This window comes from Gloeothece verrucosa PCC 7822, from assembly GCF_000147335.1.
Taxonomy (GTDB): Bacteria; Cyanobacteriota; Cyanobacteriia; order Cyanobacteriales; family Microcystaceae; genus Gloeothece; species Gloeothece verrucosa.
On the sequence record NC_014502.1, the window covers coordinates 69,705 to 83,492 of the forward strand.

General features: G+C 37.5%; 14 protein-coding genes and 2 pseudogenes. 5 read left to right on the top strand and 11 right to left on the bottom strand.

From position 1 onward, the window contains the following. Window positions 1–108: 108 nt before the first annotated feature. The 7 genes from CYAN7822_RS32835 to CYAN7822_RS32860 all read right to left on the bottom strand — a co-directional run bounded on the left by CYAN7822_RS32835 (window position 109) and on the right by CYAN7822_RS32860 (window position 5,766). On the bottom strand, window positions 109–600 hold the full coding sequence (locus tag CYAN7822_RS32835) for a class I SAM-dependent methyltransferase (protein ID WP_342635727.1): 492 nt from the start codon (window positions 598–600) through the stop codon (window positions 109–111). Window positions 601–616: 16 nt separating this feature from the next. Further along, the gene (locus CYAN7822_RS40425; protein ID WP_342635722.1) at window positions 617–778 is read right to left on the bottom strand and encodes a hypothetical protein; all 162 of its coding nucleotides are present in this window, start codon (window positions 776–778) and stop codon (window positions 617–619) included. A gap of 143 nt (window positions 779–921) precedes the next feature. After that, window positions 922–1,380 carry a LexA family protein gene (locus tag CYAN7822_RS35175; protein ID WP_013325570.1) on the bottom strand — a complete coding sequence of 153 codons (459 nt, stop codon included), beginning with the start codon at window positions 1,378–1,380 and terminating at the stop codon, window positions 922–924. Window positions 1,381–1,462: 82 nt separating this feature from the next. Next, on the bottom strand, window positions 1,463–2,260 hold the full coding sequence (locus tag CYAN7822_RS35180) for a hypothetical protein (RefSeq protein ID WP_013325571.1): 798 nt from the start codon (window positions 2,258–2,260) through the stop codon (window positions 1,463–1,465). Window positions 2,261–2,281: 21 nt separating this feature from the next. Further along, window positions 2,282–3,175 carry an ArdC family protein gene (locus CYAN7822_RS32850; RefSeq protein ID WP_013325572.1) on the bottom strand — a complete coding sequence of 298 codons (894 nt, stop codon included), beginning with the start codon at window positions 3,173–3,175 and terminating at the stop codon, window positions 2,282–2,284. 74 nt (window positions 3,176–3,249) lie between these two features. Beyond that, entirely contained in the window at window positions 3,250–4,293 is a 1,044-nt protein-coding gene (locus CYAN7822_RS32855) for a DNA methyltransferase family protein (RefSeq protein WP_013325573.1), read from the bottom strand. 564 nt (window positions 4,294–4,857) lie between these two features. Next, window positions 4,858–5,766 carry a bifunctional DNA primase/polymerase gene (locus tag CYAN7822_RS32860; RefSeq protein ID WP_013325574.1) on the bottom strand — a complete coding sequence of 303 codons (909 nt, stop codon included), beginning with the start codon at window positions 5,764–5,766 and terminating at the stop codon, window positions 4,858–4,860. A 204-nt stretch (window positions 5,767–5,970) separates the two neighbouring features. Between CYAN7822_RS32860 and CYAN7822_RS32865 the strand changes: the two genes are divergently transcribed. The 3 genes from CYAN7822_RS32865 (at window position 5,971) to CYAN7822_RS37210 (ending at window position 7,585) form a co-directional block, all read left to right on the top strand. Next, window positions 5,971–6,744 (top strand): ParA family protein, encoded by a 774-nt coding sequence (locus tag CYAN7822_RS32865; protein WP_013325575.1) that lies wholly within the window; start codon window positions 5,971–5,973, stop codon window positions 6,742–6,744. A gap of 2 nt (window positions 6,745–6,746) precedes the next feature. Then, window positions 6,747–7,259, top strand: a complete 513-nt coding sequence (locus tag CYAN7822_RS32870; protein ID WP_013325576.1) for a carboxysome distribution maintenance protein McdB — start codon at window positions 6,747–6,749, stop codon at window positions 7,257–7,259. A gap of 143 nt (window positions 7,260–7,402) precedes the next feature. Continuing rightward, window positions 7,403–7,585: a hypothetical protein gene (locus tag CYAN7822_RS37210; RefSeq protein WP_049802847.1), complete on the top strand. Its 183-nt coding sequence runs from the start codon at window positions 7,403–7,405 to the stop codon at window positions 7,583–7,585. Window positions 7,586–7,666: 81 nt separating this feature from the next. Here CYAN7822_RS37210 and CYAN7822_RS40310 read toward each other — a convergent pair whose 3' ends face one another. Continuing rightward, complete coding sequence (locus CYAN7822_RS40310; protein ID WP_280990657.1) at window positions 7,667–7,792, bottom strand: hypothetical protein; 126 nt, start codon at window positions 7,790–7,792, stop codon at window positions 7,667–7,669. Window positions 7,793–7,835: 43 nt separating this feature from the next. Between CYAN7822_RS40310 and CYAN7822_RS40645 the strand changes: the two genes are divergently transcribed. Next, window positions 7,836–8,234: an IS5/IS1182 family transposase gene (locus CYAN7822_RS40645; protein WP_013325577.1), complete on the top strand. Its 399-nt coding sequence runs from the start codon at window positions 7,836–7,838 to the stop codon at window positions 8,232–8,234. A gap of 129 nt (window positions 8,235–8,363) precedes the next feature. Then, complete coding sequence (locus CYAN7822_RS32885) at window positions 8,364–8,579, top strand: hypothetical protein (RefSeq protein WP_013325578.1); 216 nt, start codon at window positions 8,364–8,366, stop codon at window positions 8,577–8,579. A gap of 4 nt (window positions 8,580–8,583) precedes the next feature. Here CYAN7822_RS32885 and CYAN7822_RS32890 read toward each other — a convergent pair. The 3 genes and pseudogenes from CYAN7822_RS32890 to CYAN7822_RS32905 all read right to left on the bottom strand — a co-directional run bounded on the left by CYAN7822_RS32890 (window position 8,584) and on the right by CYAN7822_RS32905 (window position 13,743). Beyond that, window positions 8,584–11,551, bottom strand: a pseudogene (locus tag CYAN7822_RS32890) (Tn3 family transposase). Between the two features lie 51 nt (window positions 11,552–11,602). Further along, window positions 11,603–12,221 (bottom strand): annotated as a pseudogene (locus CYAN7822_RS32895) (tyrosine-type recombinase/integrase). Window positions 12,222–13,032: 811 nt separating this feature from the next. Continuing rightward, window positions 13,033–13,743: a PEP-CTERM sorting domain-containing protein gene (locus tag CYAN7822_RS32905; protein WP_013325579.1), complete on the bottom strand. Its 711-nt coding sequence runs from the start codon at window positions 13,741–13,743 to the stop codon at window positions 13,033–13,035. Window positions 13,744–13,788: the final 45 nt, after the last annotated feature.

Consider the following 13,788-nt stretch of genomic DNA (forward strand, 5'->3'; position numbering starts at 1 on the left):
GCTTTGATCTCATTTAACGGGTTGCCCCCTCCTTGAACCACAGCAATTGGCACAGATGCCGGTGCTGTAACTGAGCTAGATGTTGTTTCTTCAGAGAGTTGGGCAGCACTAAAGGCTTGATAATCGCCCAGAAAACAGGGTAACACAGCCGACAACTTCTAGGGATATATCTCCAAAATGCTTGGCTAACACCTCTTGGAAACCCTCAAGGTCGTCATTTTGATTGGAAAAAATACCTCTCTTATTGTATGTATCCATTAACCACTTTGCCAACCGAGATCGCGCTACATCATCAGATAAGATAGTTGAACCGTAAATAACCGCATTAGGATTCATCAAAGCTTTGAGGTGAGCCAATACTACCGATTTCGATTCGATAGAACCCGGAAGGCAATGAAGTAAATAATTGATGGCCACCGAATCAAACTTTTCGGCATTTATATGAATCGGCTCTAAAACATTGCGTCGATAAATTTCAGGTTTATATCGCGCAATTCGCCTTTGAGCGAACTCCAAACTATTCTCGTTGAGGTCCATCAAGGCTATGCGTGGCTCGGCACAAGGGAACTGACATCGAGCCAGGAAATATCCCGTGCCCACTCCAACGTCTAGATGATTAGCACTCAGATGTTTGTTGTAATGTTCCAGCAGTCGGCGGGTAGGACATTTCCAAATGAACTGATTCGACAAGCCAAGCACTCCGTTCGTCATAGGCAGCAAGAGTCCTTTTGGTATAAATAGCCTGTCCGGCTTCGACTTGCTGAGGTGTAATACTCATGACTACTTTCGCATTGATCATTACTTTGGATTGCCACAATTATTTTAGCCTTAACTATTCGTAATTAAGCAAAAGTTATTACTTTTTCTACTTAATCCTCCTGTTGGCGAAATAAAAGTGCAACGAATCCGTTCAAATTCTATTTATTTTAAAACTGTAATAGAACGCCGTTTATTATCTAGCCAATCGATATAGCCGCTTTCTTTGAGCCGTCGTAATTGCTTTTGTATAGTATTGCTCGATTTGATTTCTAATCCTTCCATTAATTCTTTGATAGTTGGTGATTGTTGGTGTTCACTTATGTAGTTCCTAATAAAAAAGTATAGCTCATAATCTTTCTCATCAACATTCTTCCAAAAATTATTAGGAATCGGAGGACATTTTGAAGGTTGCCCAAGGATGATAATATTTCTTTTGCCGCCTTGTTCCCAGTCGATATAGTCTTTCTGTTTAAGAACTTTCAAATGTGCTTTGATGGTAGAGACGTGCAAATTTAATTTTTGTGCTATTTCCTGGCGACTGGGAGAATGCTGATGTTTATCGATGTATTCGACCAAAAATTGATAAACTTCGTTTTGCTGTGGATATAATTTGTTTTTCATTTTTCTTTAAAAAAATTGTACTAATACTAAAATTGAAGTCGGGGGAAATAATTGTTACTTCCCCTATAGCTTCGATCTCTTTTTAGGTTTCACTGAAGATGAGAGGTTGAATTTCTGCCTTATGAAGACGCACTTCTACAAAAATGCCCTCAAGTAATGTGAATAAGAGTGCTATCTCAAGACAATCTGTCCGACTGTGCAAATAATCCATCCCTTCTTGAATTAGGGTTTCTATAGAAACAATGACTTTTTGGCTCCAAGAGGACTCCCAACCAAATTTGTTATTAAGACTCATCATTTTTTGAGCTATGGTCAACGCCTGTTTGTCCGGATAAGTAAGTTGTCCTAGCTCTTTTTTGCTACATACGGTTTGAATCGATTCTAAGGATTTAATTAAGCTGTCGAGCAGACATTGATAGGGAGTGTCATCGATTACCTGCATCAGCAAATTAGTTGAGTAATAGGGATTGATGAAGTTAGCCAAATCGCCTTGATAAATTGTAGTTGTGATGGCTTTTTCTTCCTGGTCGAATCCGTCAATTGATTCGGCTTTCAAAATGACTGTTTGATTACATATAATCGTATAACGGTATTCTGTATCTCCATGATGATCGTGAGTGCCCGTAATTTCTGCATCAGGATTAGCTCTTAAAAATCTATCGGCTAAAGAGCCTCTTTCATGATCTAACAAAAGCATTTGTAAAAAGTAATTGGCTGCGCCTTCGGGGTATCCGTCCCAGTGAATGTAAAAAGTAACGGTGTAGTCTTCTGTTGTAAATTGATAAGTTGCACTCCTTTGCCATATTTGTAACTTCCTTATGTAGCGATGGGGTGAAATAAAAGTTAAGTTTTGAAAATTTTTCGGTGAAGCTAGGAACAAGCTGGTCGCCGTAGATAGACTTTATTGTTCATAATAAATCGTCTCTCCTACTAAATATTGGAAAGCTTGATTAGCTTTCTGTGCTGCCTTGAGAAATGCTGTTTTATCGTTTTGTAGAACAGAAAGCCAAGAATCTAAATAAGAGGCGTGGATTTCTAAGCTATAATTAATTCCGAAATGATTGCATAAGAAAGCACTGCCTAAATCAGCGATTAACTCCTCAAAGGCGTAATCTGTTGAACCTTTACGATGATTAAGAGGTCGAGCGCATCTAGATTTATGTCCCGTACTGTGGACGATTTCATGTAAGTAAGTTGAATAAAATCCTTCGGCTGAAATAAAATCAGAACGCTTTGGCAATTTGATAGTATCTAGGGTGGGAATATAGCAAGCTACAGGCCCACCGAATACTGTTTCTATTTCGAGAGTGCCGATAAAATTCTCAACTTTGGGAAGTGGATTGAAGTTATTGGGTAATGGTGGAGTTAAAGGTTTAAGGTATTCGGTTATTTGGCGATCGCTTTTGGTATCATCCAAGCAAGCTATATTAAAGACGGAAAACCATCGACAACTATTTCTGTATTCTTTTTTTGTCTCTCTCCTGTCGGGATCTTCTACTTCTTTGGCATAAGTGCCACCCCATTTAATCCAAGTTGCCTTACTACCTTTTTTAATTAGCCAGTTAAGTTCTTTAGCTTGTTGAAAAGTAATAAAAAATGGATATTCCCAGTTGTTGATGACTAAATCGATTTGGCATAAAATAGGATTAATCCCGCGATAGATATGCTTGGTCAAAAAGTTCTGAAACGGACTGCTATACCAAGGCTGTGACCAGGGGGTGACTCCCTTTTCAATTAAAGTAATGAGCTTATCGGTTATTAATTGGTTTTTATCTGTAGCCGTTGCTGTAACCATGTTACCTCCATCAAATAACAAAATTTATCCTCGAATGTGAGGATTAATAAATTAAGCCTGATTCAAAAGTTAAATTACTTTTGAATCACTAAAATTCTTGTACTTACTCCAGTTGACCTGCTACTATTAAGAAAACTTCCTTTTGGCAAAGCCTCATTGAAAACACATTTATCATCAAGCCACTCTCTGAACTCTTGATATATTTTGTTTTTACGAAATGTTATTGATTCTGGTACAATGCTTATTAGTCGTCCGTCATCTTTTAAACAGGAATAGGCGTGATAAATATGTTTTATTTCTTCCCCTGAGAAAGGCGGATTCATCAAAATACGGTTAAATTTTTCTTTAACCGTAAAGCAATCAGCAGCAATTACATTGAACCCTTTTAATGTTAGTATTTGTCTAAGGGTTGGGTTAATTTCGGATACAGTTAAATCGACATCAACAGATTCTTTTATTGTTTCAACAATTTGTCCATTACCAGCCCCAGGTTCCCATACTTTCATTTGGGGTTCAAGACAAGCTAACTGTACCATTTGCTTACAAATATTATCAGGAGTCGGGAAATAACCAGGAATATCATACCCAATTAGGCTATGTTCAAGTTGCCTGATTTGTACGGCTATAGGGTCTTCTTTAACCGGTGGCGATAATTCTTTGATGGCTGCGATTGCACTGTTTAATTGATTAATATTGGTAATATTAGCCTGTATTAATCGCTTACGATAATCGGCATACCATTCATCACAAAAAACTTCCTCAAGATTTTTGTGATTCCATTTTTCGTTACCGAATGACCATAAAACTTCGACTTGAGCAACAGTATTGATGCTACTTAAAATTTGTGGTAGCTTTCCTTTTAAGAGAGCATCAGCAATAGCATAAAGATAACTTTGTATGCCCTGAAGTTTTAACGCATCCTGTCGCATTGATGCTACTATATTAGCCCTACGTCGGGTTACTCGTTGAGATGCGATTGCAGGGTTTAATTTGTCATCAATTTTACGCTGTAGATTATCAGCTAATTTCCTTAATTTATTGATTTTTGGGACATTGACAGTGCTTGAGGGTTTATAATTGGAATCGGGAATTAAATCAAAGAGCGATAGTTGATACATAATTGATTCTGTTATTCTAGATAGAAGGCAAAAATCATTTGAGCTATATTAGATAACTCAAATGTTCGGAGATTATGAGATTAATCAAGAAATCCTTAAATGCTGACCCCAAAAATTTGGGGTGTTATATAAGAATAGCCATCAGTTTTTTTCGTTTAACTGATGGCTTTAAAAGGAACGGGAGGATATGTAAAATAGAAATCGGCTGAGGTTAGAGTCGAAAATCATTTGATGTGCTGACTTTTTTTATAAATAAATTGCACATCAGGAGCCGCAGCGCGGCTTCAAGGGTTTCTTTCAATCGCAGCTATTATTTGATTGTATATTTGAGGAGATAAATCTTGATTTTTTACTTTTTCTTCCAATAGTGCTAGAACTTGTTGTAATTCGTGATTATCCAGTTTTACAGGGTTGTTGGGGTTTTTGGGAATTTCCCAAATCAGTTGAGGATCATTGGCAACTTGTATTAATCGATTGGCAAAAAATTTGAAAAATTTTTTTTCATCAGTTTCTTTTTGAGATTGAAATTAATGATTTTGGGTTTTCTTTTTTTATCCACGTTATTCATCTGGAGAGTTTTACGTAATACCAAAGTGTACGATCACTTACCCCTGAACCCTTGAATGATGCCCATTTATAGTAACATTCGCCGGGTTGATATTTAGCTGATAATTGGCTCCATCTATCCCAGTCATCTAGCAGAGAAAACGATATAAAATGAAGACTCATGCCGATGCGAATCCAACTATCATAGTCATCAGCAAAATTGGCATGAATTAATGATAGTGCCGACTTAGCCGCTTCTATGGTGGTTGCTCTATCATGTCGTACTTCCCTTATCAAGGGAGCTTTTGTAATCGGCTGAATCTTTTTTGTCCGTTTCGGGGATTGGGCAAGATCTATTATTTGTTCTGGTATGATCGCCACCTCCATTTCATCAGGACGACAACCACCGAGCCAAAAATACTGGCCAGTTACTGGATGCGGGGATGGCGGCAAAACCGATTGCTGACCGGTTGCACGAATCTCTAAGGCTTCTCCTGGTCCTGTTATCCTCTTGAATGGTTTGATACTATGACCAGGAGGCAGCTTAAATAAATACTGACAACGCCCAGGACGACCAGAGGTGAATGCTATTGTTGGGGGTAAGCGTGGCAATAGTTCTTGGATAAAAGATTGAGCCGAATAACCATCAACGTCCAGGGCTACAAGGAATTCTTTTGAATTGTGCCCCAGTAAGATCCCAATACCTGGAGGCCGAATCGGATAGCGTTGATAGTATTTGTTGAGAACGACTAGGTAGCCGCGTCCGGTTAGGTTCGTTATTAATTGATCACGGGTGAAGGGATGATTTTGCCATTGGTGTCCTATGGGTTGTTTGTTGCGGTTTACGGGAATGAGAGGCCAATGAGGAGGGAGGATGGAAAGATAGTGGATGAACGATTGAGGTTCAGGAATGGTTACAGCATACATTAAACACATCGAAATTAGTTTCAAAGGAATAGCGAAGCTACTCCAAGGTCATTGATTGATCATGCTTAGGTAATAATTACTAAAAAGTTAAATTGCTAAATTTAACTTTTGTTAATTTACTAAATTTAGCTTTTATTTAATTATTGCTTTATTTAAATACACAATTAGGCTAAAGTATATTTAAGCAATTCATTATTACAACAAATGCTTATTTTAGCGATCGTGTCCCTCAGTGGGGGACAGGGTAAAACTACTTGTGCCCTGTTTTTGGGGAAGCGGTTGGCCAAGGAAGGATGGCCGACCTTGGTTGTGGATGCTGACCCTCAACACAACCTCACTACTTATTTAGAGGCCAAAGTCGATCAGCAGCCGACTTTACTAGAATTTCTCAAGAAAGCCGTAGAACTATCTGAGGCTATCTATCCCGTTGACGCAAAAGATAATCTCTATATCATTCCGTCTGATGATGCCCTCGACGCGGCCAATGAATACCTCGCCAGTAGTGGGGCTGCCGCTATTTTACTCAAGCGTCGTCTGGAAGTTTTAAAAGATACCTTTAAAGTTTGTATAATCGATGCTCCCCCTCAGCGATCGCAAATTTGTCTATCTATTGTCGGGGCTGCCGATTATCTATTAATACCGGCTGAAGCTACCGTAAAGGGTTATGGCTCATTGGTACGGTCGATAGATTTGTGGAAATCCATGCGTGATGAGCTTAAGGTGTCTGAGGCAGAACTGCTTGGTGTACTACCTTTCCGCGATCGCTGGATTGGGTTAACCCAATCTAAGGAGAGTCAGTTGTCTGTTACCGCTATGGGGGAAGAGGTGGGGCAAAAGTTTATCCTCCCCTCTATCAGGGAAAGTGAGAGGTACAAGCAAGCTATTAACCAAGGTAAACTCCTGAGTGAAATGGGTTTTGGGGATTTGGAATATCCCTTTGATGTTTTGGTGGACCTAATTAAAGCTTTAATTAATTAACGATGTCAGAAAATAATTTATTGGCTAAATTACAACAAAAGAGAAACCGACCTACCGTAGAGAGGTTTGATCCTCTATTACCTGCTGTTACTCCCATTGTTGAGACTATCGAAGAGTCCGCAGAAACTACGGACACTCCCGAGGCTACAGATAATACAGAAATTACAGAGCAATTAGAAACTGATAATAACATTCAATCCCGACTGGGAGATTCCGACGAAATTACCATTGCCTTTTTAAAACAAAAGTTAGAAACATACGGCAAAACTCGCCGTAGAAGTGGCATTATTTTGGATGAAACAATCGATGATGAAATTTCGGCTTTCTGCCAAGCCAACAAAATTACTGTTGAAACTTTTTTAGAAGCCGCTTGGGGTCTTATTTCCAGTAAAGAGGACTTAAAGAAGAAAGTTATTAAGGAATCCAAAGCTAGGTACAATAAGCGTAAAGAAGCAGGGACTTTAAGAAGGCAGATAACCCAATTAGAAAACTTGAAAAAGCTAATTAAAAACTAAATGTTTTCCTTAAACTCGGTATTACCCAAATTTAGGTCAGGGGAGATACGGGTTAAGGAAGCAGAGAAAATCCTAGAGGAGGTAGTATAATGTGATAAAAGTCTATAGACTAATCTAGTTATAATTGAAGAATCTGTGTCAAGGTGAAATTTATTTTAAGTCAACAGGCACAAGAAGAACTCATTAAGCGCAAAATTCGGATTTCAATTCTTGAATTAATTTTAAATCATCCTGAACAGATTATTGAAGAAGATAGACTTAAAGTTTATCAAGGAAAATTTACCCTTAATAATGATAAAATTTATTTACTGAGGGATGCGCGTTAATGATTTACTTGGGGAGCATCCCATTGAAAGCACTTTTACTGTTTTCAGGGGACTGAAACCTTTGCGGGTACTGGCTTTTAGTTACACTTTTATAAAAATGGGATGCTCCCCTTGATTTTCTAAAGAAATATAAGTTGATAAACAATCAATAGTATCTTTTAAGGTTTCTTGAGAGGTTAAAGCTAATTTCGTTAGTAAATCGGTCAAAGTTATTTATATTCCTTTTAAGGTCAGCCTTCTAGTATATAAGATGAACTTATGCTTTGGCAAGTTTTTTGCGCTTTTTCTCCTTCAATTGGCGATCGTTCTTCAAAAATTTCCCTCTCTGGAACCGACTTTTCGATCTACTGAAGCTATCAGAAATAAATTACGGAACAAGAAAATTACTCCCATTATTCCTCGTAAAAGTAATCAAAAAAGGCGAGAACGCTTTAATCAAGGTCTGTATCGTGAGCGCAATCGTGTAGAAAGACTGATTAACCGACTCAAACAATTTCGTCGTATAGCGACAAGATATGAAAAATATGCCCACAACTATTTGGCTATGTTGGCGCACCGCTACGCGGGTCTGCTTCGCAGATCACTTCTATACTTCTCTGGCTATAAAATGAGTTTGCAGACACGCCCTAATTTGATTCTTAGGAGTTAACCGAATAGTTTTGGGGTATGGACAGGATACGTGCAAAATAGGACACGATGTAAAGTTTTATAATTAACCATGTATATACTGCCCTCTGCCATGTATATACTAAAAGAAAAAATTGAAATTTAATCGAAGATGAGTCAATATTCAGGAACCCGACAAAAATCACCCAGAAGACTACATGACCTTGATGGGAAGTTTACTCCTGATTATGCAGAAGAAACCAAGCGTCTTAGAAGTATGAGATTAACTGATACAGCCTGGAATCTTTTAGCAGAAATTGCCTCTAAAAATCAGATTACCAGAACCGAAGTTATTGAAATTTTTGCTAGAGGTGGAGATTTGTATTAACTTCTTAAAAAGTTAAGCTCATATTTTCATTTAGGCTTGGAGGAATTTGTGTTAAATCGAGAAAATAATCTCCAAAACGCTTAATATGACTGGTTAAATAAGGACTTAAAGCGGAAACATCTTCCCGATTTAACAAATATCCTTCTCGTTTAAGTTGCTGTAAAATTTCAGTTAGATCTACTACGTTCTGAAAAATGACTGCATTAGACACTAAGTCATTATATTTAATTCGCTTTTCCATCTCCTCTCTATCATTAGTATTAATCACACTATCACCCCCAAAGAAAAACCATTTAGAAAAACCATGATAAGCTTCAACTTTATTGGTCGCTGCTGTAATCTGTCGTCTCAATTGGGTATCAGAAATATATTCTAACAAAAAAAGAGTACGGATTACCCTTCCTAACTCTCTGAAAGCTTTGTATAACCGATTTTTGCGACTGTAGTTTCCTAATTTACGTAAAATAGATGCACTCTGAATTTTGCCAGTATGAATCGACAAAACTACTTGCATTAAATCTGGCCAATGAGTCTTAATTAACTCCCAATTAACAACATCTTTAAATAAAGAATCAATGTGCTGATATACTGCCTCTTTATCAGGACGGTAAAAAATTAAGTCTTTCCAGTTACGAATCCTCGGCATTAATTTAATTCCTAATAAATAAGATAAAGCAAACACCGGAGTAGACTGGCCTTGAGTATCAGCATGAATGGTATTAGGTTGAAGTAAGGATTGATTTTGCAGGAGTCCCTCAATAATATAGACCGCCTCCCAAGTTCCACAGGGAATAAAATGACTAAATAAAGCAATATATTTATCAGCTACATGATGATAAGCAATTCCCCCATAACCGCCATATCGAATGTGATATTCCGATAACAAATTTTGCTCTCTCACATCATATTTTGTTCCATCGGCTGCTGCTGAATCACCTTGTCCCCATAGGCTCGGTAAATCTAAAACATTGTAGCGGTTAATAATATCGGTAATCGCTTTATTTAATTGCTCAATACTGACATGACGACGATTAAGATTCATCAATATTTTAGCACTAACTATTCCTCTCATGTGCCGTGCGGCTTGAGTTGCGCCTAAATTACACCCATAGGTAAAAGTGGTCAGTAAGTAACGTTCTGTTGGATTTTCTAGTTTCGGGTCACTACCACTTAACGGCCCAAAATGTCGCGTAAAATTTGTCCAGTAATCTACATTATATAAAATATCAATTAGATTTCGATTGGGAATTCTCTCAATAATAAGTGATTCTAAGTTTTTTAAAGTTTCACTTTTGGGACTAGCTGTAAATTTCTTTAAAATCGGTTCTCCATTTTCATTAATAATGACTTGTTCATTGGAAGGATAAGAGTCATCAATTTTAGTCGCTGTTTCAATAAGCAAATTTTTTAGAGAATTTACAAAGTCTTCAGCATTTTCAGGTAAGAGTAGGTTACAACAATATTGAGGGATGATTGATTGACACTCATCCCAGGAGAGTAATTGTTTTCTCCAATCTGCATAACTCGAACTCCCTTTTACACAAATGTCTCCTGATTTGAGTTCCGCCGCTAAGTAGGAAAAAACGCACACTTCAAAGTGACGACGGGCCAGTTTGGGGGTTGAACTTTTAGTCATCTTTACTAACTTCTGCCATTCTCTTGAAGCAAAAGATAAATCAACTTCTTCCGTTATCCATTCTCCTCGTTTATGACCATTCTCTAATAAAAAATTTAGAGCATTGAGCAATCGTTTATCGGTAGTGGTTGATTGCAGTTCTAGGACGTTAATTAAGCGAAGAAAAACTGAACGATGACTTTTGTAAAATCGCCAAAGAAGCGGATAATAATTATTTCCTTTATAAGCTGTCACCGCCTCACATTGACTTAATAATTCTTCAATTCCCCCTGATGCCGTCAGGGTCGATTGAACGGCTTTAAACATTTTTTTAGGCTTAAAAGATTTTTCTTGTTCAGAAAACACTTGTAAAATTTCTTGAAAAGTTGAAATAAGTTGGTCGCTAGTTTCGCCTTGGTTTTGTTTTAACTGCTCAAGTTTTTCTTGAGCTTTTTTGTGAATAGTTCCTATTCTTTTAAGAAACATTTCGACTAGATGGTCACGAGTATGGGTTTGAGATTCATTAATTAAACACAAAACAAGAGTTAGGCGTTTAGCTTTTTTCATCTCTTTGACTGAAGCAGCATCTAATACTCTAGCTTCGGCTGCAAAGTGTTCTTTTTTGCTACTGGTAATATGTTGTAAATAAGAAGCTGTTTCTCCTAAAGACATCAACCATTTTAAATGAACTAATAAATCCCAATCGGTGATTACGAGATGGACGTAATGGTAATTGCTTCAATTGGTTAAAAGGAGTAGTTTTTTCTGAAGGATGATTTTTTAATAGTCCATTGAGAGCCTCTATCATTTCTGGGGTTAATTGCTGAATTGTTGTTTCAAATAATTGTTGATTAACTTGGGTTCTCAAGTGATTAATTGTTCTATCTAATTCTCGGTAAGATGGTAATTCGTAACGATTTTTGATTAACTCTTCAATGGCTATATTAATCAAATCGGCTGGGTTATCCCTGATATAAGCCGATTGAATGACCGTTTGTCTAACTAAAAAACTCGCTTCTTGACTGTAAGGAATAACTTCAAGATAAGAACGAATTAAACGTCGGTGTCGATACAAAGTTCGAGGGGTTTCATATCCAATTTTTACTTTTTGCTCAAGGGACAATTCTTTTCTTAAATGCTCAGTAATTTGACTAGGGACATCATTCAGTTCTGGAAAATAGCCCAATCTTTGAAAAAGTTTTAATAAAACTATAAAGTTGAAATAATTCGTTTCTCCGCTTGTATGAGTTAATCCAAAATTCTTTTCTTCAAAGGTTGGAGTATAAATTTGTTTGAGTTCGCACTTAGTATAATAACGTTTAAATCTTGGGTAAGCTGTTCTTTCTATTGAAGTCACTTTGAAAGTAGGAATAAGGGATAAGAATGGCTATTATCCTATAAATTGAGGTTAGTCTGTCCAAAAAGATTCAAATCTTTGAGGGGACATTTGAGTGTAACGAACTGTATGGTGAATATTTTTGTGTCCTAAATAGTCTTGAATAGCTCTGGTATCATGACCTTGTGAGGCCAAGTAGTAACCACAGGCGTGCCGTAGTTGATGAGGATGAACGGGTTCGGGTATTCCCGCTAATTCTCCGGCTCTGGCGACAAGATGACGAATCGTTCTGGTGGACAGAGGCGCTTTGCGCTCGGAAACGAACACATACTGAGTTAGAGGGTAATCCCGTTGAATTTGACGTAACGCTCTCAATTCAGGAGAACGTAAAGGATGAATGGTATCATGACCGTGCTTAACCCGATGAATTTCGATATAACCTCCTGATAAATCAATTTGTGACCATTTAAGAGAGATTAACTCGGCTGTTCGCAGTCCGTGCCGAAACATTAGAAGTATAATGGCGCTCATCTCGAACTCCATGCCTCCCAACTTTTCGAGCAGCAATGAGCATTGCTTCGACTTCTGATGGACGCAAATATTCTCGCTCTCGTTGTGATGAATGTTTGGCAGGGGGAGAGTGAAAAGAAAACTTTGCCGAAAACGGAAGTTGGGACCCTGAACTCAACATAAGTCAAAGCCTCATGACAATGTTTCTACTTCTATCTTACTTTGCCTAAAAGGATACGAACTAGGCAAAGTTGACCTCTCTGTATATACATGGTGTAAGACCCTATTCACCCCACTGAGCATTTTTCCTCAAGACTTGGTATATACATGGCTATTTACAAAACTTTACATCGTGTCCTATTTTGCACGTATCCTGTCCATACCCCGTTTTAGGGGGATTGGTAAAGCGATCTCCTCTTCCTCTCCGGTCATTCAAGGCAGCGCCTTGACAATCTCCTTAGAGACGGTTAATCAATCTTTGTGCATCATAAGGCCATCCTTTTTTGGGAGCCGCTTTTAAAATTTCTTGCAGTAGGTGAAGGACCTCAGTTCTTTTCTCAGCTAACTGTTCTTGGTTTAAAATTTTTGAAAATTAACACAGTGAACGCGGCTTATTCATTTCTCCTTAAAATAGTATTTTTGTTCTGTTTCCAAGGTGAGGAAATATTCAAGATGCGGCTTGGAACAACTTATAGCAGCTAAAATTTTTGGACATAAATAAAGTTAACATAGCAAACTTTATTTATGTCCAGGTACTTAAATAGGGCCATATAAACAAAATCAAGGATTATTTATGACTTTAGAATTTACAACTATTTTTATTTAACCTAATAATTAGGATATAAAAATGATTTTCGTGCGCTCATTATTCTTGTGTCTAACTCGAATAAAAGTGGCTTTTTTTGAAAAAATCAAGAGTTATCAATAAAAGTTTACAGTCCCGAAACTTACAAAAAAAACATCAAGTCTAAGCCACTTATATCTCACTCAGGTTACGATAAGTTACGTTTAAAAACCGTACCCAATAAAGCCGCAGTAGCTACTCCTAACAAGGTCAAAGGTTCAGGAACAGAAGTAACACTGATGTTATCTATTAATAAAGCCGAATTAACCGCCGTATCTCCACTGTCTGTTTTATCCACATCTACCACTCCAAATCCTAATAGATAAATTCCTGCTGCTTGTACTGTAATAGAAGCTGTTTTATAGCCTGTTTCTCGACTTAATCGAGTAAATAAACTGAGGTTAGCCGCTTCAGTTGTATCAGCGAGAGGAGTGAATCCATTTAAAACAAAAAACCCTAAATCATTATAACTATTTTCACTAGGGTCTTGATCCGTTAAAAAGTTCCAAGAGAAGCTAATTATATCTCCCGCCTTAAGAGTAACAGTTTGCTTAATGGCAGAACCTTCTGTCACTCCTAAGTCAGTTAAACTTCCGACAGTGAGTCCCAAAAAGTTTTCTAAATCTGAACCCCCTACTCCGGTTGTATCCTGTAGGGTTTCTAACACCGCTTGATAAGTCCCATCTTGAGGAGTTACGCCAAAATTAGCATCTTCTACTGTTACTTGACCGGCTGTTGACCAAGATTGGAAGTTTCCGCTTTCAAAACTACTATTTAAAACAGCCGCACTGACTTTGAGTACATCACCAAAAACTAAAGCCGCTACTGAACTTAAAGTTAACAAAGTTAGTTTTAACATAATTTTCTAGCTCCTTAAAAATTGTATTTAACAGGAAAGAAGGGA

What these genes read in the sequence shown, in the direction of transcription:
- CYAN7822_RS40425 (WP_342635722.1), bottom strand. Translation starts at nt 778, where the DNA reads ATGAGTATTACACCTCAGCAAGTCGAAGCCGGACAGGCTATTTATACC.
- CYAN7822_RS35175 (WP_013325570.1), bottom strand. Translation starts at nt 1,380, where the DNA reads ATGAAAAACAAATTATATCCACAGCAAAACGAAGTTTATCAATTTTTG.
- CYAN7822_RS32850 (WP_013325572.1), bottom strand. Translation starts at nt 3,175, where the DNA reads ATGGTTACAGCAACGGCTACAGATAAAAACCAATTAATAACCGATAAG.
- CYAN7822_RS32855 (WP_013325573.1), bottom strand. Translation starts at nt 4,293, where the DNA reads ATGTATCAACTATCGCTCTTTGATTTAATTCCCGATTCCAATTATAAA.
- CYAN7822_RS32860 (WP_013325574.1), bottom strand. Translation starts at nt 5,766, where the DNA reads ATGTATGCTGTAACCATTCCTGAACCTCAATCGTTCATCCACTATCTT.
- CYAN7822_RS32865 (WP_013325575.1), top strand. Translation starts at nt 5,971, where the DNA reads ATGCTTATTTTAGCGATCGTGTCCCTCAGTGGGGGACAGGGTAAAACT.
- CYAN7822_RS32870 (WP_013325576.1), top strand. Translation starts at nt 6,747, where the DNA reads ATGTCAGAAAATAATTTATTGGCTAAATTACAACAAAAGAGAAACCGA.
- CYAN7822_RS40645 (WP_013325577.1), top strand. Translation starts at nt 7,836, where the DNA reads ATGAACTTATGCTTTGGCAAGTTTTTTGCGCTTTTTCTCCTTCAATTG.
- CYAN7822_RS32885 (WP_013325578.1), top strand. Translation starts at nt 8,364, where the DNA reads ATGAGTCAATATTCAGGAACCCGACAAAAATCACCCAGAAGACTACAT.
- CYAN7822_RS32905 (WP_013325579.1), bottom strand. Translation starts at nt 13,743, where the DNA reads ATGTTAAAACTAACTTTGTTAACTTTAAGTTCAGTAGCGGCTTTAGTT.